Here is a 20,476-nt window from a genome sequence, read left to right on the forward strand (position 1 = left end):
GGGTTACTCCATGAAGCCTTGCAGCTTCAGCTCGATCGAGCGCGGGTTCTCACCCTCGGCAATCGACAGCAGGCCCTCGAGCAGCATCTCGCGGTAGCGCGACTGGCGCATGACGACGGCCTTGAGCTTGTTGGCGATCGGCAGCAGCACCAGGTTGGCGCTGGCCACCCCGTAGATGGTCGCGACAAAGGCCACGGCAATGCCGTTGCCCAGCTGCGACGGGTCGGCCAGGTTGCCCATCACGTGGATAAGGCCCATCACCGCACCGATGATGCCAATGGTGGGCGCATAGCCCCCCATGCTCTCGAACACCTTGGCGGCCTGGATATCACGGCTTTCCTGGGTCAGGAAATCGACTTCAAGAATGCTGCGGATGGCCTCTGGCTCGGCGCCATCCACCAGCAGCTGCAGGCCCTTGCGCGCATACGGGTCAGGCTCGCTGTCGGCCACCCCTTCCAGGCCCAGCAGGCCTTCCTTGCGCGCGGTCAGGCTCCAGTTGACGACGCGGTCGACCCCGCCCGCCAGGTCGACCCGTGGCGGAAACAGGATCCAGCGCAGAATCTGCAAGGCACGCTTGAACGACGACAGTGGCGACTGCAGCAAGGCCGCCGCCAGGGTGCCGCCCAGCACGATCAGCGCCGCCGGGCCATTGATCAGGGCACCGACATGGCCGCCTTCGAGGAAGTTGCCACCGACGATGGCGACAAAGGCGAGGATCAGGCCGATCAGGCTGAGCACGTCCATCAGACGCACGCCTCCACCAGGTGCTTGCCGATTTCGTCCAGGCTGTACACCGCGTCGGCCAGGTTGGCCTTGACGATGGCCATGGGCATGCCATAGATCACGCAGCTGGCTTCATCCTGGGCCCACACCGTGCTGCCGCCCTGCTTGAGCAGGCGCGCACCTTCGCGGCCATCGGCGCCCATGCCGGTAAGTACCACCGACAGCACCTTGTCGCCATACGACTTGGCCGCCGAGGCGAAGGTGATGTCCACGCACGGCTTGTAGTTCAGGCGCTCGTCACCGGGCAGGATCTTCACCGCGCCACGGCCGTCGATCATCATCTGCTTGCCGCCGGGGGCCAGCAGGGCCAGGCCAGGGCGCAGCATGTCGCCGTCCTCGGCTTCCTTGACGCTGATGCGGCACAGCTTGTCCAGGCGCTCGGCAAAGGCCTTGGTGAAGGCCGCCGGCATGTGCTGGATCAGCACGATCGGCGCCGGGAAGTTGGCCGGCAGTTGGGTCAGCACCCGCTGCAGGGCGACCGGGCCGCCTGTGGAAGTGCCGATGGCCACCAGTTTGTAAGGCTTTCGCTTGGGTGCCGGCGAGTGCGCTGGCGCCGCTGCCGGGGCCGCCGCGCGGGCAGGCACAGGCGAGCGCGCCACTGCCGGGCTGGCGAAACTGCTGGTGAGTGCGTGGCTGCTGCTTGCTGGCGCAGGCGCTGCGACCGGCGCATGGCTCGCGTAGCTGCCGAGACGGCGGTTGCTGCGGGAAATGGTATGCACCTTCTCGCACAGCAGCTGCTTGACCTTTTCGGGATTGCGTGAAATGTCCTCGAAGTTCTTCGGCAGGTAATCCACTGCTCCGGCATCCAGCGCATCGAGGGTGACACGGGCGCCTTCGTGGGTCAGCGACGAGAACATCAACACCGGCGTCGGGCAGCGCTGCATGATGTGCCGCACCGCGGTGATGCCATCCATCATGGGCATTTCGTAGTCCATGGTGATGACATCGGGCTTGAGCGCCAGCGCCTGGTCGATTGCTTCCTTGCCGTTGGTCGCGGTACCCACTACCTGGATCGTCGGATCTGCCGAGAGGATTTCCGAGACGCGGCGGCGGAAGAAACCGGAATCATCCACCACCAGGACCTTGACTGCCATAAACACTCCATTAGGCGGCGCAACCCGCCAGGGTGCGCCACCGAAATCAAATACGCCGCGCGGCGTAACGCTTGAGCATGCTCGGGACATCGAGAATCAACGCGATGCGACCGTCACCGGTGATGGTGGCCCCGGACATGCCCGGGGTGCCCTGCAGCATCTTGCCCAGCGGCTTGATTACCACTTCCTCCTGGCCAACCAGTTGATCGACGACAAAGCCGATACGCTGGGTGCCGACCGACAGGATCACCACGTGGCCCTCGTGCTGCTCTTCGTGCACCTGGCCCTGGACCAGCCAGCGCTTGAGGTAGAACAGCGGCAGCGCCTTGTCACGCACGATCACCACTTCCTGGCCGTCGACCACGTTGGTGCGCGACAGGTCGAGGTGGAAGATTTCGTTGACGTTGACCAGCGGGAAAGCGAACGCCTGGTTGCCCAGCATCACCATCAGGGTGGGCATGATCGCCAGGGTCAGCGGCACCTTGATGACGATCTTCGAGCCCTGGCCCTTGGCCGAGAAGATGTTGATCGAGCCGTTGAGCTGGGAGATCTTGGTCTTCACCACATCCATGCCCACGCCACGACCGGACACGTCGGAAATCTCGGTCTTGGTCGAGAAGCCCGGGGCGAAGATCAGGTTGTAGCAGTCCGACTCGCTCAGGCGATCGGCGGCGTCCTTGTCCATCAGGCCCTTTTCCACGGCCTTGGCGCGCAGGATGTTGGGGTCCATGCCCTTGCCGTCGTCAGAGATCGACAGCAGGATGTGGTCGCCTTCCTGTTCGGCCGACAGCACCACGCGGCCGGTGCGCGCCTTGCCGGAAGCTTCACGCTCATCGGGCATTTCCACGCCATGGTCGACGGCGTTGCGCACCAGGTGCACCAACGGGTCGGCCAGGGCCTCGACCAGGTTCTTGTCGAGGTCGGTCTCTTCGCCTACCAGCTCCAGGTTGATCTCTTTCTTCAGCTGGCGAGCCAGGTCGCGAACCAGACGCGGGAAGCGGCCGAAGACTTTCTTGATCGGCTGCATGCGGGTTTTCATGACCGCGGTCTGCAGGTCGGCGGTGACCACGTCGAGGTTGGACACGGCCTTGGACATGGCCTCGTCGCCGCTGTTCAGGCCCAGGCGCACCAGGCGGTTACGCACCAGCACCAGTTCGCCGACCATGTTCATGATCTCGTCCAGGCGCGCGGTATCGACCCGCACGGTGGTTTCTGCTTCGCTGACGCCATGCTTGTCGGCGGCCGGGGCCGGGGCGCGCGGCGCCGAGGCAGGCTTGCTGGCTGCCGCCGGTGCCGGTGCCGGTGCAGCAGCTGGCTTGGCTACCAGCTGGCTGTCGGCCTTGGCCGCAGCCTGCGCTTGCACCTTGCCCGCAGCCGGGGCATCGACGGCGGCAACATCGCCGCCAAACTTGCCCTTGCCGTGCAACTGGTCCAGCAGCGCCTCGAACTCGTGTTCGCTGATTTCGTCGCCAGCTGCACTGGTGTCAGCTGCGGCAGGCGCCGGCGCCTTGGCGGCGGGCAAGGCATCGGCCTGGAAGGTGCCCTTGCCATGCAGCTGGTCCAGCAGCGATTCGAATTCAGCGTCGGTAATTTCGTCGCTGGCCGCTTCCGGCGCGCTGGCAACCGGCTGTGCGGCAACCTCGGCGCTGAACTGGCCTTTGCCGTGCAACTGGTCAAGCAGCGACTCGAACTCGGCGTCGGTAATTTCGTCACCTTCGCCGCTGACGGTTTCGCCCTGCATCTGCTCCTCGGCCGCAGCTTGTGCCTTGACCGCATCGAGCGAATCGAGCAACTGCTCGAACTCGCTGTCAGTGATGTCCTGCTCCTCGGCCGGCGCCTCGACAACCGGCTCCGGCGCCGCAGCGGCAGGCGCTTCAACGGCTTCGGCGCCCCCCGGCTCGGCAAGGCGCGACAGCGCCGCCAGCAGCTCGGGGGTGGCTGCGGTCACTTCGGCACGCTCGCGCACCTGGCCAAACATGCTGTTGACCGTGTCCAGTGCCTCGAGCACCACATCCATCAGTTCCGCGTCGACCCGGCGCTCACCTTTGCGCAGGACGTCGAACACGTTCTCGGCGATATGGCAGCACTCCACCAGCTCGTTCAGCTGAAGGAAGCCGGCGCCCCCTTTTACAGTGTGGAAACCGCGAAAGATCGCATTGAGCAGGTCGGCATCGTCGGGCCGGCTTTCCAGCTCGACCAGTTGCTCGGACAGTTGCTCAAGAATTTCGCCGGCTTCTACCAGGAAATCCTGGAGGATTTCTTCATCGGCGCCGAAGCTCATCAAAGGTGCTCCTTAAAAACCCAGGCTGGACAGCAGATCATCGACATCGTCCTGACCGGACACGACGTCTTCACGCTTATCGGCATGAATCTGCGGACCTTCACCCCGAGTCGGATGTTTTTCTAGATCTTTTTCTGCGCGCAGTTGATCGTGGTCATGCTGGATACCGGCAAAACGGTCGACCTGGCTGGCCATCAGCACCAGTTTGAGCAGGTTGCTTTCCACCTCGGTGACCAGGTTGGTGACGCGCTTGATCACCTGGCCGGTCAGGTCCTGATAGTCCTGGGCCAGCAGAATGTCGTTGAGGTGGCCGGCGACCTTGCGATTACCTTCGGCGCTGTGCGTCAGGAAACTGTCGACGCGCTTGACCAGCTCCCGGAACTCCGGCGCGGCCACTTCACGGCGCATGAAGCGCTGCCAGTCGGTGCTCAGGGCCTTGGCCTCGCTGGCCAGGTCGTTGAGCACCGGGGTGCTTTCCTCGACCAGGTCCATGGTGCGGTTGGCCGCGCCCTCGGTGAGCCTGACCACGTACGACAGGCGCTCGGTGGCGTCGGTTATCTGCGACACCTCCTCGGCCTGCGGCATGGTCGGGTCGATCTGGAAACTGACGATGGCACTGTGCAGCTCGCGGGTCAGCTTGCCGACTTCCTGGTACAGGCCGCGGTCGCGGGTCTGGTTCAGCTCGTGAATCAGCTGCACCGCCTCGCCGAAACGGCCCCGTTCCAGGCTTTCGACCAGCTCCTGGGCATGTTTCTTCAGGGTCGATTCGAACTCGCCCAAAGACGTTTGTGATGAATCCATGGCGCGCCCCCTGACGTGACTCAGCCGTTGACGCGTTCGAAGATCTTCTCGATCTTTTCTTTGAGCACCTGGGCGGTGAACGGCTTGACCACATAGCCGTTGACGCCGGCCTGGGCCGCTTCGATGATCTGGTCGCGCTTGGCCTCGGCTGTCACCATCAGTACCGGCATGCCTTTCAGCTTGTCGCTGGCACGCACCTTGCGCAGCAGGTCGATACCGGACATGCCGGGCATGTTCCAGTCGGTCACCAGGAAGTCGTAATGGCCGTTTTCCAGCATCGGCAGCGCCGTGGTGCCGTCATCGGCTTCTTCGGTGTTGGTGAAGCCCAGGTCACGCAACAGGTTCTTGATGATCCGCCGCATCGTCGAAAAGTCGTCAACGATGAGGATTTTCATGTCTTTGTTCAAGTAGACCTCCAAGCAGTCTCAAACGCGCTCGGCTGCGAGCGCGCATTCAATCAAATCGGTGCAACATGGAAAACGCACGTGGAAAACGACTGCAACGACTCCGGGCTCAACGCGCCCGCCATTCCCCCAGGCGGCTGCGCAGGCGCGCGGCACACTGGCTGTGCAACTGGCTGACCCGCGACTCGCTGACCCCAAGCACCTCTCCGATTTCCTTGAGGTTCAGCTCTTCGTCGTAGTACAGCGCCAGTACCAGGCGTTCACGCTCCGGCAGGTTGGCGATGGCCTCGGCCAGGGCAACCTGGAAGCGCTCGTCCTCCAGGCCACGCGCAGGCTCGACGTGGCCACTGGCGCCATCCTCATGCAGCCCTTCGTGCTCGCCGTCCTGCAACAGGTCGTCGAAGCTGAACAGGCGGCTGCCCAGGGTATCGTTCAGGATCCCGTAGTAATCATCGAGACTCAATTGGAGTTCGGCAGCAACTTCATGATCTTTAGCGTCGCGGCCGGTTCTTGCTTCCACTGCACGCATCGCGTCACTGACCATGCGCGTGTTGCGGTGCACCGAACGCGGTGCCCAGTCACCCTTGCGCACTTCGTCCAGCATGGCTCCGCGGATGCGGATGCCGGCGTAGGTTTCAAAGCTGGCGCCCTTGCTGGCGTCGTACTTGTTGGCCACTTCCAGCAGGCCGATCATGCCGGCCTGGATCAGGTCCTCGACCTGCACGTTGGCCGGCAACCGCGCCAGCAGGTGGTAGGCGATGCGCTTGACCAGCGGGGCATAGCGTTCGATCAGCTCGTACTGGGCGTCTTTCGACGCCCGGCTGTACATCTTGAAGCCGCTGGCATTCATAGCACAGGTCCCGCGCTGGTGGGCCGCACCAGGCGCTCGACAAAGAACTCCAGATGGCCGCGCGGGTTGGCCGGCAGCGGCCAGCTGTCGACCTTCTGGGCAATCGCCTTGAAGGCCAGTGCGCACTTGGAGCGCGGGAAGGCTTCGTAGACCGCACGCTGCTTCTGCACCGCCTTGCGCACGCACTCGTCATACGGCACGGCACCCACGTACTGCAGGGCAACGTCAAGGAAGCGGTCGGTGACCTTGGTCAGCTTGGCGAACAGGTTGCGCCCTTCCTGCGGGCTCTGCGCCATGTTGGCCAGCACACGGAAACGGTTCATGCCGTAGTCGCGGTTGAGCAACTTGATCAGGGCGTAGGCATCGGTAATCGAGGTCGGTTCGTCGCATACCACCAGCAGCACTTCCTGGGCGGCGCGAACGAAGCTGACCACCGAGTCGCCGATACCGGCTGCGGTGTCGATCACCAGCACGTCAAGGTTGTCGCCAACTTCGCTGAACGCCTGGATCAACCCGGCATGCTGGGCCGGGGCCAGGTGCACCATGCTCTGCGTGCCCGAGGCCGCCGGCACGATGCGCACACCACCCGGGCCCTGCAGCATCACGTCGCGCAGCTCGCAGCGCCCTTCGATGACATCGGCCAGGGTCCGCTTGGGTGTAAGGCCCAGCAGCACGTCGACATTGGCCAGACCCAGGTCGGCGTCGAGCAGCATGACCCTGCGGCCAAGCTCGGCCAGCGCCAGGGACAGGTTCACTGAAACGTTAGTCTTGCCGACGCCACCTTTGCCACCGGTCACGGCGATCACCTGTACGGGATGCATGCTACCCATGTCTGTTCTTTACCTTGTCTCGCTGGGACTCAGGCCACACGTAGGGCAATTCTGCGTACCCTTTGGCATAGCTACCTTGCACACGCTTCATCATCAACCCGCTCGCCGTGGGTTGTGATAGAGATCAGCGAACATGTCGGCCATGGCCTCTTCGCTGGGCTCGTCCTGCTGCTGCACATTGACCGCACGGGTAACCAACTGGTGCCCCCGAGGCAGGTGCAGGTCGTCAGGAATGCGCGGCCCATCGGTCAGGTAGGCCACTGGCAGTTCATGACTGATGGCAAGACTCAGCACGTCGCCAAGGCTCGCCGTTTCATCGAGTTTGGTCAGGATGCAGCCGGCCAGGCCGCAGCGCTTGTAGCTGTGGTAGGCGGCGGTCAGCACCTGCTTCTGGCTGGTGGTGGCCAGTACCAGGTAGTTCTTCGCGGCAATGCCACGCCCAGCCAGGGTTTCCAGCTGCATGCGCAGGGCCGGGTCGCTGGCCTGCAGGCCGGCGGTATCGATCAGCACCACGCGCTTGCGCAGCAGCGGCTCCAGCGCCGCGGCCAGCGACTGGCCCGGGTCGACATAGGTCACCGGCACGTTGAGGATACGACCCAGGGTCTTGAGCTGCTCCTGGGCACCAATGCGGAAGCTGTCCATGCTCACCAGCGCCAGGTTCTGCGCGCCGTACTTGAGCACGTAGCGGGCGGCCAGCTTGGCCAGGGTGGTGGTCTTGCCCATGCCGGCCGGGCCGACCATGGCGATCACCCCGCCCTCTTCGATCGGCTCGATCTCGGGGATTTCGATCATCCGCGCCAGGTGCGCCAGCAGCATGCGCCAGGCGTGGCGTGGCTCATCGATCTCGGCGGTCAGGTCCAGCAGCTCGCGGGCGATCGGCCCGGACAGGCCGATGCGCTGCAGCCGGCGCCAGACGGTGGCCTGTTGCGGCTTGCTGCCCTGCAGCTGATTCCAGGCCAGCGAACCGAGCTGCACTTCCAGCAGCTCGCGCAGGCCCGACAGCTCGGAGCGCATGGCATCGAACAGGCGCGGGTCGACCGGTGCCGACGCAGGGGCTGCAGCAGCGGCCTCGGGAGCATCGACATGGGGTTCGATCAACGGCTCGGCGGCGGTCAGCGACTGCCCGGCGAACAATTGGCGGTTGTTGTCGCTGGTGTCCGGGCGGTGGTCCAGCTCGGCCTGGGCAGTGGCGATGCGCGTATGGGTCTTGCGCAGCTCTTCTTCCAGCTCGGCGTTGGGCACACGCGGGGCCAGGGCGGACAGCTTGTAGTCCAGCGCAGCAGTCAGTTCGACACCGCCGGCGATGCGGCGGTTGCCAATGATGGCGGCATCGGCGCCCAGCTCATCGCGGACCAGCTTCATGGCCTGACGCATATCGGCGGCGAAAAATCGCTTAACTTGCATTATCCCCTACCTCAGCCGTTAGGGCCCACGGTGGCAACGATGGTGACTTGCTTGTTGTCAGGTATTTCCTGATACGCCAGAACATGCAAATTCGGTACAGCCAGGCGACCGAAACGCGACAGCATGGCACGGATCGGGCCGGCGACCAGGAGGATGGCCGGCTGGCCCTGCATTTCCTGGCGCTGGGCCGCTTCGATCAACGAACGCTGCAGCTTCTCGGCCATGCTCGGCTCCAGAAGAACACCATCTTCCTGACCTTGCCCGGCCCTTTGCAGACTATTCAGCAAAATCTGTTCCAACCTTGGCTCCAGGGTAATCACTGGCAGCTCCGACTCAACGCCGACAATGCTTTGCACGATGGCGCGACACAATCCGACGCGCACCGCCGCCACCAGCGCGGCGGTATCTTGACTCTTGCCGGCGTTGTTCGCGATCGCCTCGGCGATACTGCGAATATCGCGCACTGGCACCTGTTCCGACAACAGCGCTTGCAGCACCTTGAGCAGGCCTGACAAGGAAATGACACCAGGCACCAGTTCTTCTGCAAGTTTAGGCGATGCCTTGGCCAGCACTTGCAGCAGCTGCTGGACCTCTTCGTGGCCGATCAGCTCGTGGCAGTGCTTCTGCAGGATCTGGTTGAGGTGGGTGGCCACCACGGTACTGGCGTCGACCACGGTGTAGCCCAGCGACTGCGCCTGGGAGCGTTGGCCAACGTCGATCCACACGGCCTCCAGACCAAACGCCGGGTCACGTGCGGCAATACCGTTGAGGGTACCGAACACCTGCCCCGGGTTGATTGCCAGCTCGCGGTCCGGGTAGATCTCGGCCTCGGCCAGGATCACCCCCATCAGGGTCAGGCGATAGGCACTGGGCTGCAGGTCGAGGTTGTCGCGGATGTGCACGGTGGGCATGAGGAAGCCCAGGTCTTGCGACAGCTTCTTGCGCACGCCCTTGATCCGCGCCAGCAGCTGGCCACCCTGGTTGCGATCGACCAGCGGGATCAGCCGGTAGCCAACCTCCAGGCCGATCATGTCGATGGGCGTGACGTCGTCCCAGCCCAGTTCCTTGGTCTCCAGTGCGCGCTGCGGCGAGGGCAGCAGGTCCTGCTGGCGCTGCGCCTCCTGCTGCGCCTGCAGCCTGGCTTTCTGCTGTTTCTTCCACACCAGGTAGGCACCGCCACCGGCCAGCAGGCCGAGGCTGAGGAAGGCCACGTGGGGCATGCCCGGCACCAGGCCCATGACGATCATCAGCGCGCCGGACACCGCCAGGGCCTTGGGCGAATCGAACATCTGCCGGTTGATCAGCTTGCCCATGTCCTCGGAGCCCGAGGCCCGGGTAACCATGATCGCGGCAGCGGTGGACAGCAGCAGTGATGGCAATTGCGCCACCAAACCGTCACCGATGGTCAGCAAGGCGTACACCTTGCCGGCGTCGCCGAAGCTCATGCCGTGCTGCAGCATGCCGATCAGCATGCCGCCGATCAGGTTGATGAACAGGATCAGCAGGCCGGCGATGGCGTCACCGCGGACGAACTTGCTGGCACCGTCCATCGAACCGTAGAACTCGGCTTCCTGCGCCACTTCGGCACGACGGTGCTTGGCCTGGGCCTGGTCGATCAGGCCGGCATTGAGGTCGGCGTCGATGGCCATCTGCTTGCCGGGCATGGCGTCGAGGGTGAAACGCGCGCTCACTTCCGAGATACGCCCGGCGCCCTTGGTCACCACCACGAAGTTGATGATCATGAGGATGGCGAACACCACGCCACCGACCACATAGTTACCGCCGATCACCACCTCGCCGAAGGCCTGGATCACCTTGCCGGCAGCACCGTGGCCCTCCTGGCCATGCAGCATGACCACCCGGGTGGAGGCCACGTTCAGGGCCAGGCGCAACAGCGTGGCCACCAGCAGGATGGTGGGGAACGCCGCGAAGTCGAGCGGGCGCAGGGCGTACACGCAGACCAGCAGCACCACGATCGACAGGGCGATGTTGAAGGTGAAGAACACGTCGAGCAGGAACGGCGGTATCGGCAACATCATCATTGCCAACATCACCAGCAGCAACAGCGGCACACCCAGGTTGCCCCGGCCGAGCCCGGCCAGGTTGTTACGGGCGTTGCTGATTAACTGAGTGCGATCCACCGCGAGTCCTCTTGATGCAAAACTTTGACGCACAGGGGGCGCCTGGCGCTGGCTTTGCAAGAAGCTTTCCAACTTTGCTCGACGGGGGATTTATGTTGCCTGTTCCAACCTCTTCGCGGGTGAACCCGCTCCCACAGGGACCGAACAGCCTTCAAGGCCTGCTGAGGACCTGTAGGAGCGGGTTCACCCGCGAAAGGGCCAGAAGCCCTGATGCAAGGTCAACTGTCGCGGCGCAGGTCCGGCGGAATCGGCAGGTCATCCTTCAGCGGCTCCGGCCGCTTGCCCTTGCCAGCCCGGTACTGGCGGATCTGGAACACATAGGCCAGCACCTGCGCCACCGCCAGGTACAGCCCGGCAGGGATTTCCTGCTCAAGTTCGGTGGAGTAGTAGATCGCCCGCGCCAGGGCCGGCGATTCGAGGATCTGGATCTTGTGCTCCACACCGATTTCGCGAATCTTCAGGGCCATGAAGTCGGTACCCTTGGCCAGCAGCAACGGCGCCGCCCCACCCTTCTCCGGGTCGTACTGCAGGGCCACCGCATAGTGCGTCGGGTTGGTGATGATCACATCGGCCTGCGGCACCGCCGCCATCATGCGCCGCTGCGACACCTCGCGCTGTAGCTGGCGAATACGCTGCTTGACCTCGGGCTTGCCCTCGCTGTCCTTGTACTCGTCGCGCACTTCCTGCTTGGTCATCTTCATTTTCTTGTGCGTCTGCCACAGCTGGAACGGCACGTCCGCCGCAGCAATCAGCAGCAGCCCGGCCGACATCCACAGCGCACTCCAGCCAACCACCTGCACGCTGTGGATGATCGCCTGCTCCAGCGGTTCGTTGGCAATCGACAGCAAGGCCTGACGGTCGTTGACCAGGACCACCACGGCCACCACCAGGATCACGAAGAACTTGGCCAGCGCCTTGAGCAGCTCGGTCAGAGCATGCATCGAGAACATGCGCTTGATCCCCGACAACGGGTTCATGCGGCTGAACTTGGGCTGCAACAGGCTGCCGGAGAACAGGAAACCGCTCAGGGCGATAGGCGCCACGAAGGAGATCACGAACAACAGGATCAGCACCGGCTGCGTCGCCCATATCGCCATCTTGCCCGAGGCCAGCAGGAAGGCGCCCATGGCCCGGTCGTCGACGATGATGTCGCGGGTCAGGCTGAAGTTCATGCGCATCATCTCCAGCAGCGTCTCGGCCAGGTGGCCACCGAACGCCAGCAGGCCACCGGCGCCGGCCAGGGTCACCGCCACCGTGTTCAGCTCCTTGGAGCGCGCGATCTCGCCTTTCTCGCGGGCATCGCGCTTGCGTTTCTCGGTGGGGTCTTCTGTCTTGTCCTGACCGCTCTCGCTCTCCGCCATGCTCAGCGCGCCCTCGCCAGTTCACGAAGCCATTGCAGCGCTTCGCTGGCCAACGCCTGGTAGTGGGACAGCACATCGGCCAGGCCGACCCAGAAAATGAACATGCCCATGACCAGGGTCAGCGGGAAACCGATAGAGAAGATGTTCAACTGCGGTGCGGCGCGAGTCATCACACCGAAGGCAATGTTCACCACCAGCAGCGCGGCGATCACCGGCAGAATCAGCAGCAGGCCGGCGGCGAACACCCACCCCAGGCGCCCGGCCAGCTCCCAGAAGTGGTTGACCACCAGCGCGTTGCCCACCGGCAAGGTGGTGAAGCTTTCGGTCAGCACCTCGAACACCACCAGGTGGCCGTTCATCAGCAGGAACAACACGCTCACCAGCATGGTCATGAACTGGCTGATCACCGTGACGTTGACACCATTGGCTGGGTCGACCATCGAAGCGAAGGCCATGCCCATCTGCACCGCGACGATCTGCCCGGCTATCACGAAGACCTGGAACAGCAGCTGCAAGGCCAGGCCGAACAGCGCGCCGACAATGATCTGCTCGGCGCACAGCAGCAAACCACGCAGGCTCAGCGGGTCGAATTCCGGCAGGGGTGGCAGCGCCGGCACGATCACCACGGTAATCGCCACCGCCACGTACAGGCGCACCCGCGCCGGCAGCATGCGAGTGCCGAAGATCGGCATGGTCATCAGCACCGCGGTCACCCTGAACAAGGGCAGGATGAAGGTGGCGACCCAGGTGCCGATCTGCGTGTCGGTCAGCTCAAGCATCGCCGCGTCAACCGATCAGCTGCGGGATGTTGGTATAGAGGCTGGTGATGTACTCCATGAACTTCTGCACCAGCCACGGCCCGGCGATGATCAGCGTGATCAGCATCACCAGCAGGCGCGGCAGGAAACTCAGGGTCTGTTCGTTGATCTGCGTGGCAGCCTGGAACATCGCCACCACCAGGCCCACCAGCAGGCTCGGCACCACCAGCACGGCGACCATCAGGGTGGTCAGCCACAAGGCATCACGGAACAGGTCGACAGCAACTTCAGGTGTCATCGGCGGCTCTCCTTGACGGCGTCAGACGCCGCCGAAACTGCTGGCCAGGGTGCCCATGATCAGCGCCCAGCCATCGACCAGCACGAACAGCATGATCTTGAACGGCAGCGAGATGATCAGCGGCGACAACATCATCATGCCCATGGCCATCAGCACACTGGCCACCACCATGTCGATGATCAGGAACGGAATGAAGATCATGAAACCGATCTGGAACGCGGTCTTCAGCTCGGACGTGACAAACGCAGGCACCAGAATCGTCAGCGGCACCTGGTCCGGGCCGGCGATATCGGTGCGCTTGGACAGGCGCATGAACAGGTCGAGGTCGCTTTGCCGGGTTTGCGCCAGCATGAAGTCCTTGAGCGGCCCCTGGGCCTTGTCGATGGCCTGCTGGGCGGTCATCTGCTCCTTCAGGTACGGCTGCAGCGCGTCCTGGTTCACCCGGTCGAATACCGGGGCCATGATGAACATGGTCAGGAACAACGCCATGCCGGTGAGCAACTGGTTCGACGGTGTCTGCTGCAAGCCTAGCGCCTGGCGCAGGATCGAGAACACGATGATGATGCGGGTGAAGCTGGTCATCAGGATGACGAACGCCGGGATGAAACTGAGCGCCGTCATGATCAGCAGGATTTGCAGACTGACCGAATATTCCTGCTGCCCGTCCGGGGTATTGGACAGGGTAATGGCCGGGATCGACAGCGGGTCGGCGGCCAGGGCCAGCGGCGCAACCAGCAGCAGCGCCACACCCAATAAAGAGCTCAACAACGTACGCAGCGCGCCGCTCATCACAACTTGTCCTTAGGGTCCTTGCCCATCAGCTCCATCAGCCGCTGGGCAAACTCCGGCGTCGCCTGGCGGGCGCTTTCCGGCACTTCCACGGGTTCGGCCAGCACATGCAGGGCCTCGATGCTGCCGGGGGTATGGCCGATCAGGATCTGCTCCTTGCCCACCTGCACCAGCAGCAGGCGGTCACGCGGGCCGATGGCCCGGCTGCCGACGATCTCGATCACCTGCCCGCCCTTGACCGCCGTGCTCTGCAGACGCCGCAGCAACCAGGCCAGGAAAAAGATCAGGCCGACCACCAGCAGCAGGCCGAAGACCATCTGCGCCAGTTGCCCGCCGAGGCTGCCAGGCGCAGCTGCCGGGGTCGCCGCCGGCGTGGCCGCGGCCAGGCAAGCCTGGCTGGCGAGCAGCGCGGCGAAGGCCGCGATGGCGCGCATCGTGCCCTTCACTCAGCGCAGCTTCTTGATACGTTCGCTGGGGCTGATCACGTCGGTCAGGCGGATGCCGAACTTTTCGTTGACCACCACCACTTCGCCATGGGCGATCAGCGTGCCGTTGACCAGCACGTCAAGCGGCTCGCCGGCCAGGCGATCGAGCTCGATCACCGAGCCCTGGTTGAGCTGCAGCAAGTTGCGAATGTTGATTTCGGTACTGCCCACTTCCATGGAAATGCTCACCGGAATGTCCAGGATCACATCCAGGTTAGGGCCTTCCAGGCTGACGTTTTCGCTCGGCTTCGGCGAGCTGGCGAACTCCTCCATCGGCAGGCGACCCGCGCCGCCGGTGCTGCTACCGGTGTCGCCACCCAGCAGTGCATCGATGTCAGCCTGGCCGGCTGCACCGGTTTCTTCCAGTGCCGCAGCCCACTCATCGGCCAGTGCCTGGTCCTCTGGGGAGGTGATCTCGTTTTCGTTAGCCATGGTTTCCTCGACAGGCATTCAATTCGTTATGAGCGACCGGCACGCCGTCAGCGGCGTTCGATCGGGTCGATGATCTGCAGCGCCAGGTTGCCCTTGTGCGAGCCCAGGCGCGCCTTGAACGACGGCACGCCGTTGGCGCGCAGCACCAGATGCTCGGGCAGCTCCACCGGGATCACGTCGCCAGGCTGCATGTGCAGGATGTCGCGCAGCTTCAACTGGCGCCGGGCGACCGTGGCAGACAGCGGCACAGCCACGTCCAGCACATCCTCGCGCAAGGCCTTGATCCAGCGCTCGTCCTGGTCGTCGAGGTCGGACTGGAAACCGGCATCGAGCATTTCCCGCACCGGCTCGATCATCGAGTACGGCATGGTCACGTGCAGGTCGCCGCCACCGCCGTCCAGCTCGATGTGGAAGGTGGACACCACCACCGCCTCGCTGGGGCCGACAATGTTGGCCATGGCCGGGTTGACCTCGGAGTTCATGTACTCGAAGGTGACCGGCATGATGGCCTGCCAGGCTTCTTTGAGGTCGACGAAGCACTGGTCCAGCACCATGCGCACCACCCGCAACTCGGTGGGCGTGAACTCACGGCCTTCGATCTTGGCGTGGCGGCCGTCGCCACCGAAGAAATTGTCCACCAGCTTGAACACCAGCTTGGCGTCGAGGATGAACAGCGAGGTGCCGCGCAGCGGCTTGATCTTGACCAGGTTGAGGCTGGTCGGCACGTACAGCGAGTGTACGTATTCGCCAAACTTCATCACCTGCACGCCACCCACCGCCACGTCGGCGGAGCGGCGCAGCAGGTTGAACATGCTGATACGGGTGTAACGGGCGAAGCGCTCGTTGATCATTTCCAGGGTCGGCATGCGACCCCGCACGATACGGTCCTGACTGGTCAGGTCGTAGCTTTTGATGCTGCCAGGCTCGGATGCACTCTCGGTCTGCACCAGCCCGTCGTCAACGCCATGCAACAGGGCATCGATTTCATCCTGGGACAGCAGGTCCTGTACGGCCATTGCGGACTCCTACTGCAATACGAAATTGGTGAACAGCAACTGGTCGACGACCGGCCTGCCGACTTCCTTCTGCGCCACTTCCTGGACCACCGCGGTGGCCTTCTGGCGCAGCATTTCCTGCCCCACCGGGCTGCCGGCCAAGGTGTCGAAGCCTTGCCCGGAGAACATCATCACCAGGTTGTTGCGGATCACCGGCATGTGCACCTTGAGGGCATCCAGGTCGGCCTGGTTGCGCGCTTGCAGGGTGATGCTCACCTGCATGTAGCGCTGGCGACCGTTCTGGTTGAAGTTGACCACGAAGGCCGGGGCCAGCGCTTCGTAGATGGCCGCAGGCTTGACGTTGCTGGCTGCAGGTTCGGCGGCCGGGGCCGGCTCGCTCTTGTGCATGATGAACCAGGTAGCGCCCACCGAAAGGCCGATCGCCAGCAACAGGCCCACTACGGCCAGCAGGATCAGCTTGAGTTTGCCTTTAGTGGCGGGGTCTTTGACTGCTTCGCTCTTCGCCATGCCAATAATCCGTCGTCCATCGGGGGTTCAAGGGAGGATGGCTTGGCTTGAGCAAGTGTTATGCCAGATTTTGCAGAAGGGAGATTTCAGCAGGGACAACCGTGCTGGCTTCTTCGCGGGTGAACCCGCTCCCACAGGACCTCCACAGGCTTCGAACCCTGCGCTGTACTTGTGGGAGCGGGTTTACCCGCGAAGAGGCCAGTACAGGCAATCGGGATCTACGCGTAATAATCGACCGCACTGTCACCAACAACCACCTGCTGCTCCACAGGCCGGGCGCTATCGACTGCCTCGGCCCCGCCCTGCTCGGCCCGGCGCGCCGCCACCCCGGACAGGTTGCTGCCTTGCGCCTGCCCCTGCTGCTGTTGCTGCCCGCGCGACTGGTCGGCCACGTTGACATCCGGCTGCGCCAGCCCTTGCTGGGCGAACAGCTCGCGCAGGCGGTGCACCTGGCTGTCGAGGGCGTCACGCACGCCGGCGTGGCCGCTGATGAAGGTGACCTGGGTCGACTGGTCCGTCGCAACATTGACGCGAATGTCCAGGCGGCCCAGTTCCGCCGGCTCCAGCTGGATATCCGCCGACTTGAGGTTCTGGCTGGACAGGTACATGACCCGGTTGACCAGGCCCTCGGCCCAGGCGTTCTGGTTCATCGGCAGCGGCTGGTGCAATGGGCTGGCATTGGCCGACACGGCATTGGCGGTCTTGGCCGTGGCGGCCTGGGTCAGGTTGGCCAGGCGGTTGGCGAAATCGTCGACGCGCGTATCGCTGCCGGCGCTCTTGGTGTCCTTCAGGCCATCTTCGAGCAAGGCACCAAAGGCCCTGTCGCCAGGCTCACCTTTTTCACCCTCGGCATGCTCGACCAGATTCGCCAAGGTATTGACGGCCACCTGCCCCTCCTCGCCTTGAGCCTGCGCAGGGTCCAGGGCATGCGCCGAGGTCGCCCCCTTGGCCTGGGCGCTGTGCTCCAGCGCCAGACGCAAGGTCGGCAGGTTGGCCAAAGGGTCGGCGTCAGGGTCGAAGGCTTCCTCGGCGGCCGGCTCCTCGGGCAGCGCGGCCGTGACCGACGTCTGCACCTGCGCCGTGGCGGCTTGAAGCACCGGTGCCACCGCCTCGGCCTGGGCCTGGATCAGTTGTGCGCCTGGCTGGGCGTCGGTGATCTGGCCGGCCACCAGGCTGGCATCGCGCAAGCCGGTATCGGCCTGGACCTGGTCATCGGCTGGCAATTGTTTGCCGTCATCGGCAACCGCGGGCTTGTCGGCAGGGTCTTTCTTGCCGCTCTGCGCCGCCTCGGGTTTGTCCTTGGGCCTGGCCTGAGCCACCTTATCGTCCTGCCCGGCGACTTTGTCGCGACCCTGCCTGGCCATCACCTGACCAAAGCCGTCACCCTTGTCGCCCGGCGCCTGCAGCGGTTTGTCGGCCTGTGCGTTGGCCGAACGCGAGGTCTTGGCAACAGTGTTGCCTTGCAGCAATGGGTTGGGTGCGACAGGCATCGAGCGGTCTCCGCGCCAGAAACAAAAAAATCATCCAGCCACAGACAGGCAAGACTCGCGCCAAGTCGTGTATCAACCCGCCGAAATGCGTTGCTGCTCACCTCGGTAGAAGCGCTGCACCTCAAGGAACTCCTGGTCGATACGGTTGATCAAGTCCTCGATGCCATACAGCGGGGGCCGCCGCGCGCGCTCCTCCAGCTGCTGGCACAGGCTGGCCAACGCAACTGCGCCCATGTTGCTGCTGCTGCCCTTGAAACTGTGGGCCGCGGAACCAAGCTCTTCGGCACTTTTGGCCGCGTGCAGCTGGCCCAGGCGCCTTTCGGAGTCGTCGAGAAAAGTCTGCACCAACTGCAGGTAGCCCTCTTCCATGACCTCACGCAGGTCACTGAGCACCTTGTGGTCAATATGCATGTCAGTCACTTGTTCACTCCTTGATCAAGCCAGATTATGCCCGAGCCAGCCCGCGGCTCACCAGACGAACTCCACATGCGCGCAGCGCCCGCCCTCACTCCAGCGCGCGCTGCTGGTCAGCCGCCGCACCAGGTTCAGGCCACGCCCGCTCAGCCCCTGCTCCAGCGCGGGCCGCGACAGCACCCGCTGCACATCGAACCCGGCACCACTGTCACGGACCTCGATCTTCAGACGCCCACCCTCGGCAAGCGGTTCAACCTTGAAATCGACGCGCACGTAACCGTCGGTCAGCAACCCCAGGCGCCGGGCGCGCTCCTGATAATAGTCGGCAAAGCCCTGCCCATCGCACTTGAGCTGCGAGTCCAGGCCCAACACACCATGCTCCAGGGCATTGGAATACAATTCGCTGAGCACACTGTGCAGGTTGCCGGTACGCGCGCGCAGGCCGTGAATCTCTTGCAACAATTGCACCAGGTACGGCACCGGGTTGAAGCGTTTGAGGCTCTCGCCCCGCACCTCGAACCCCACCGACCAGTCCAGCGGGCTGGAGCGGCCGCTATCAGAGTAGATCATCGGCGCCGGCACCCGCTCCTCGGCGCTGAACATCCGGATGTCGCACAGGCTGATGTCATCGCGCGGTCGCCCGCCAAAGCGCTCCAGGGCCTGCATCACTTCGTCGAACAGCCGTACCGGGTCACGGTTGTCGGCCAGCACCCTGCGCAGGCGCTGCACGCCGAACAGGCGTTCCTGGTCGTCGGCGGTGTCGAGCACGCCGTCCGACAGCAGCAGCAGGCGCTCGCCGGGCGCCAACGGCAACACCTCGGTGCTGTCATCGAAACGCTCGGCATCCAGAATGCCCAGCGGCAGGTGTCGTGAACTCAGCGCCGACAGCACCTGGCCATCCACCGCCAGGCGATAGCCGTCAGGCATGCCACCGTTCCACACTTCCACCGAACCGCGCTGCATGCTGAGGTTGAGCAGCAGCGCACAACAGAACATGTCCACCGGCAGGATGCGCTTGAGCTTGGCGTTCATCTCGCGCAGGACCTGCGCCATACCGTAGCCCTTGGCGGTCATGCCGTAGAACACGTCGGCCAACGGCATGGCCCCTACCGCCGCCGGCAAGCCGTGGCCGGTGAAATCGCCGAGCAGCACGCGCATGTCGCCGGACGGGGTGAACGCGGCCAGCATCAGGTCACCATTGAACAGCGCATAGGGCGATTGCAGGTAGCGGATGTTGGGCGCGGTCAGGCACCCGGAGTGGGCCACCTTGTCGAACACCGCCTTGGCCACTCGCTGCTCGTTGAGCAGGTGGTGGTGGTGCCGGGCAATCTGGTCGCGCTGCTCCAGCACGGTGGCCTGCAACCGGCGCAGGCGGTCCATGGCGCGGATCTTGGCACCAAGGATCACCGCACTGTAAGGTTTGGCCATGAAGTCATCGCCACCGGCCTCCAGGCAGCGCACCAGGCCCTCCTCCTCATTCAGCGAGGTCAGGAAAATGATCGGCACCAGCGCCTCGCCGGCCAGGGCCTTGATCTGCCGCGCCGCCTCGAAACCATCCATCACCGGCATCAGCGCATCCAGCAGCACCAGCTGCGGGCGCCGCTCGATGAACAGCGCCACCGCCTGCTCGCCGTTTTCCGCGGTGAATACCTGATGGCCCTGTCGGCGGACGATCTGCGCCAGCAGCATGCGGTCGGCGGCACCGTCTTCGGCGACCAGCACGGTCAACGCCTGTTCGGCCGGCATGTCGGCGCTCAACTGATATCGAAGAGTTTTTCGAAATTGGAGATGGCGAGGATCTTGCGCACATCGGAGCTGGCATGTACCACGCGCACATCCGACTCATCGCCGCCCGCGTGGTCGCGCAGCAACAGCAGCATGCCGAGTGCGGAACTGTCGAGGTAGGTGGTGTCCTTCAGGTCGACGACCACCGAATCGGGCCGGCTGGGCTGGCGTTCGTAGGCGTCACGGAATTCCTGATGCTTGCCGAAATCGAAACGCCCCTTGATCTTGATCGTCAGTTTTTTCCCGTCCTGCGAAAAATCAGTCTCGACTGCCATGCTAGCGATTCCTTCGATGATGGCGGATGCAACTCCTTAAAGGTTTAGCAGGCGATGGCGGGGGTGGCAAGTGCTCGCCACGGGCCTTGCAGCGCCTGTGAGATCGCGCGCCGCCCGCGCGGCGCATCGCGAGCAAGCTCGCTCCTACATCTGTTTCGGGCCAGTAACACCTGTACCGGCGCGCGCGACCGCCTTGTTTGTCCGGCACAATATCGAGGTGGCTACCAAAAGGACCGCGCGCCTCTGCCTCAGGAATAACTGGCCCGAAACAGATGTAG

Annotated in this window: 21 protein-coding genes; all 21 read right to left on the bottom strand. The window is 64.0% G+C overall.

Going from position 1 to position 20,476, the window contains the following annotated elements:
* Nucleotides 1–3: 3 nt before the first annotated feature.
* The 21 genes from M2S36_RS21690 to M2S36_RS21790 all read right to left on the bottom strand — a co-directional run bounded on the left by M2S36_RS21690 (nucleotide 4) and on the right by M2S36_RS21790 (nucleotide 20,198).
* A complete protein-coding gene (locus M2S36_RS21690; protein WP_063912822.1) occupies nucleotides 4–744 on the bottom strand; it encodes a flagellar motor protein in 741 nt (246 codons plus the stop codon).
* Nucleotides 744–1,877 carry a protein-glutamate methylesterase/protein-glutamine glutaminase gene (locus M2S36_RS21695; RefSeq protein ID WP_333957827.1) on the bottom strand — a complete coding sequence of 378 codons (1,134 nt, stop codon included), beginning with the start codon at nucleotides 1,875–1,877 and terminating at the stop codon, nucleotides 744–746. Before M2S36_RS21695 ends, M2S36_RS21690 begins: the two co-directional genes overlap by 1 nt.
* A 46-nt stretch (nucleotides 1,878–1,923) precedes the next feature.
* Nucleotides 1,924–4,158, bottom strand: coding sequence for a chemotaxis protein CheA (locus M2S36_RS21700; RefSeq protein ID WP_233687579.1), 2,235 nt, complete (start codon nucleotides 4,156–4,158; stop codon nucleotides 1,924–1,926).
* Between the two features lie 12 nt (nucleotides 4,159–4,170).
* The gene (locus tag M2S36_RS21705; RefSeq protein WP_207829847.1) at nucleotides 4,171–4,959 is read right to left on the bottom strand and encodes a protein phosphatase CheZ; all 789 of its coding nucleotides are present in this window, start codon (nucleotides 4,957–4,959) and stop codon (nucleotides 4,171–4,173) included.
* A gap of 20 nt (nucleotides 4,960–4,979) precedes the next feature.
* On the bottom strand, nucleotides 4,980–5,354 hold the full coding sequence (locus M2S36_RS21710) for a chemotaxis response regulator CheY (protein ID WP_207829844.1): 375 nt from the start codon (nucleotides 5,352–5,354) through the stop codon (nucleotides 4,980–4,982).
* Nucleotides 5,355–5,472: 118 nt separating this feature from the next.
* Complete coding sequence (gene fliA, locus M2S36_RS21715; RefSeq protein WP_063912826.1) at nucleotides 5,473–6,213, bottom strand: RNA polymerase sigma factor FliA; 741 nt, start codon at nucleotides 6,211–6,213, stop codon at nucleotides 5,473–5,475.
* Nucleotides 6,210–7,043, bottom strand: coding sequence for a flagellar synthesis regulator FleN (gene fleN / locus M2S36_RS21720; protein ID WP_207829841.1), 834 nt, complete (start codon nucleotides 7,041–7,043; stop codon nucleotides 6,210–6,212). Before fleN ends, fliA begins: the two co-directional genes overlap by 4 nt.
* A 93-nt stretch (nucleotides 7,044–7,136) precedes the next feature.
* On the bottom strand, nucleotides 7,137–8,447 hold the full coding sequence (flhF, locus tag M2S36_RS21725) for a flagellar biosynthesis protein FlhF (protein WP_233687578.1): 1,311 nt from the start codon (nucleotides 8,445–8,447) through the stop codon (nucleotides 7,137–7,139).
* An 11-nt stretch (nucleotides 8,448–8,458) separates the two neighbouring features.
* On the bottom strand, nucleotides 8,459–10,588 hold the full coding sequence (gene flhA / locus M2S36_RS21730; protein ID WP_063912829.1) for a flagellar biosynthesis protein FlhA: 2,130 nt from the start codon (nucleotides 10,586–10,588) through the stop codon (nucleotides 8,459–8,461).
* A 218-nt stretch (nucleotides 10,589–10,806) separates the two neighbouring features.
* Nucleotides 10,807–11,949 carry a flagellar biosynthesis protein FlhB gene (gene flhB / locus M2S36_RS21735; RefSeq protein ID WP_333957828.1) on the bottom strand — a complete coding sequence of 381 codons (1,143 nt, stop codon included), beginning with the start codon at nucleotides 11,947–11,949 and terminating at the stop codon, nucleotides 10,807–10,809.
* Nucleotides 11,950–11,951: 2 nt separating this feature from the next.
* Nucleotides 11,952–12,728 (bottom strand): flagellar biosynthetic protein FliR, encoded by a 777-nt coding sequence (fliR, locus tag M2S36_RS21740; protein ID WP_025340075.1) that lies wholly within the window; start codon nucleotides 12,726–12,728, stop codon nucleotides 11,952–11,954.
* A gap of 7 nt (nucleotides 12,729–12,735) precedes the next feature.
* Nucleotides 12,736–13,005, bottom strand: coding sequence for a flagellar biosynthesis protein FliQ (gene fliQ, locus M2S36_RS21745; protein ID WP_063912833.1), 270 nt, complete (start codon nucleotides 13,003–13,005; stop codon nucleotides 12,736–12,738).
* Nucleotides 13,006–13,026: 21 nt separating this feature from the next.
* A complete protein-coding gene (gene fliP / locus M2S36_RS21750) occupies nucleotides 13,027–13,794 on the bottom strand; it encodes a flagellar type III secretion system pore protein FliP (RefSeq protein WP_207829813.1) in 768 nt (255 codons plus the stop codon).
* On the bottom strand, nucleotides 13,794–14,228 hold the full coding sequence (fliO, locus tag M2S36_RS21755) for a flagellar biosynthetic protein FliO (RefSeq protein WP_333957829.1): 435 nt from the start codon (nucleotides 14,226–14,228) through the stop codon (nucleotides 13,794–13,796). The genes fliP and fliO overlap by 1 nt, the downstream gene beginning before the upstream one ends.
* 12 nt (nucleotides 14,229–14,240) lie before the next feature.
* Nucleotides 14,241–14,711: a flagellar motor switch protein FliN gene (gene fliN, locus M2S36_RS21760; protein ID WP_207829790.1), complete on the bottom strand. Its 471-nt coding sequence runs from the start codon at nucleotides 14,709–14,711 to the stop codon at nucleotides 14,241–14,243.
* A 47-nt stretch (nucleotides 14,712–14,758) separates the two neighbouring features.
* Nucleotides 14,759–15,727 carry a flagellar motor switch protein FliM gene (gene fliM / locus M2S36_RS21765; RefSeq protein WP_207829787.1) on the bottom strand — a complete coding sequence of 323 codons (969 nt, stop codon included), beginning with the start codon at nucleotides 15,725–15,727 and terminating at the stop codon, nucleotides 14,759–14,761.
* A 9-nt stretch (nucleotides 15,728–15,736) separates the two neighbouring features.
* Complete coding sequence (fliL, locus tag M2S36_RS21770) at nucleotides 15,737–16,234, bottom strand: flagellar basal body-associated protein FliL (protein ID WP_207829775.1); 498 nt, start codon at nucleotides 16,232–16,234, stop codon at nucleotides 15,737–15,739.
* 218 nt (nucleotides 16,235–16,452) lie between these two features.
* Nucleotides 16,453–17,724, bottom strand: coding sequence for a flagellar hook-length control protein FliK (locus M2S36_RS21775; protein ID WP_333957830.1), 1,272 nt, complete (start codon nucleotides 17,722–17,724; stop codon nucleotides 16,453–16,455).
* Between the two features lie 72 nt (nucleotides 17,725–17,796).
* Nucleotides 17,797–18,144 carry an Hpt domain-containing protein gene (locus M2S36_RS21780; RefSeq protein WP_207829760.1) on the bottom strand — a complete coding sequence of 116 codons (348 nt, stop codon included), beginning with the start codon at nucleotides 18,142–18,144 and terminating at the stop codon, nucleotides 17,797–17,799.
* A gap of 48 nt (nucleotides 18,145–18,192) precedes the next feature.
* The gene (locus tag M2S36_RS21785; protein WP_233687576.1) at nucleotides 18,193–19,884 is read right to left on the bottom strand and encodes a fused response regulator/phosphatase; all 1,692 of its coding nucleotides are present in this window, start codon (nucleotides 19,882–19,884) and stop codon (nucleotides 18,193–18,195) included.
* A gap of 8 nt (nucleotides 19,885–19,892) precedes the next feature.
* A complete protein-coding gene (locus M2S36_RS21790; protein ID WP_013973600.1) occupies nucleotides 19,893–20,198 on the bottom strand; it encodes an STAS domain-containing protein in 306 nt (101 codons plus the stop codon).
* Nucleotides 20,199–20,476: the final 278 nt, after the last annotated feature.

This window comes from Pseudomonas sp. SF2, from assembly GCF_036858055.1.
GTDB lineage: Bacteria > Pseudomonadota > Gammaproteobacteria > Pseudomonadales > Pseudomonadaceae > Aquipseudomonas.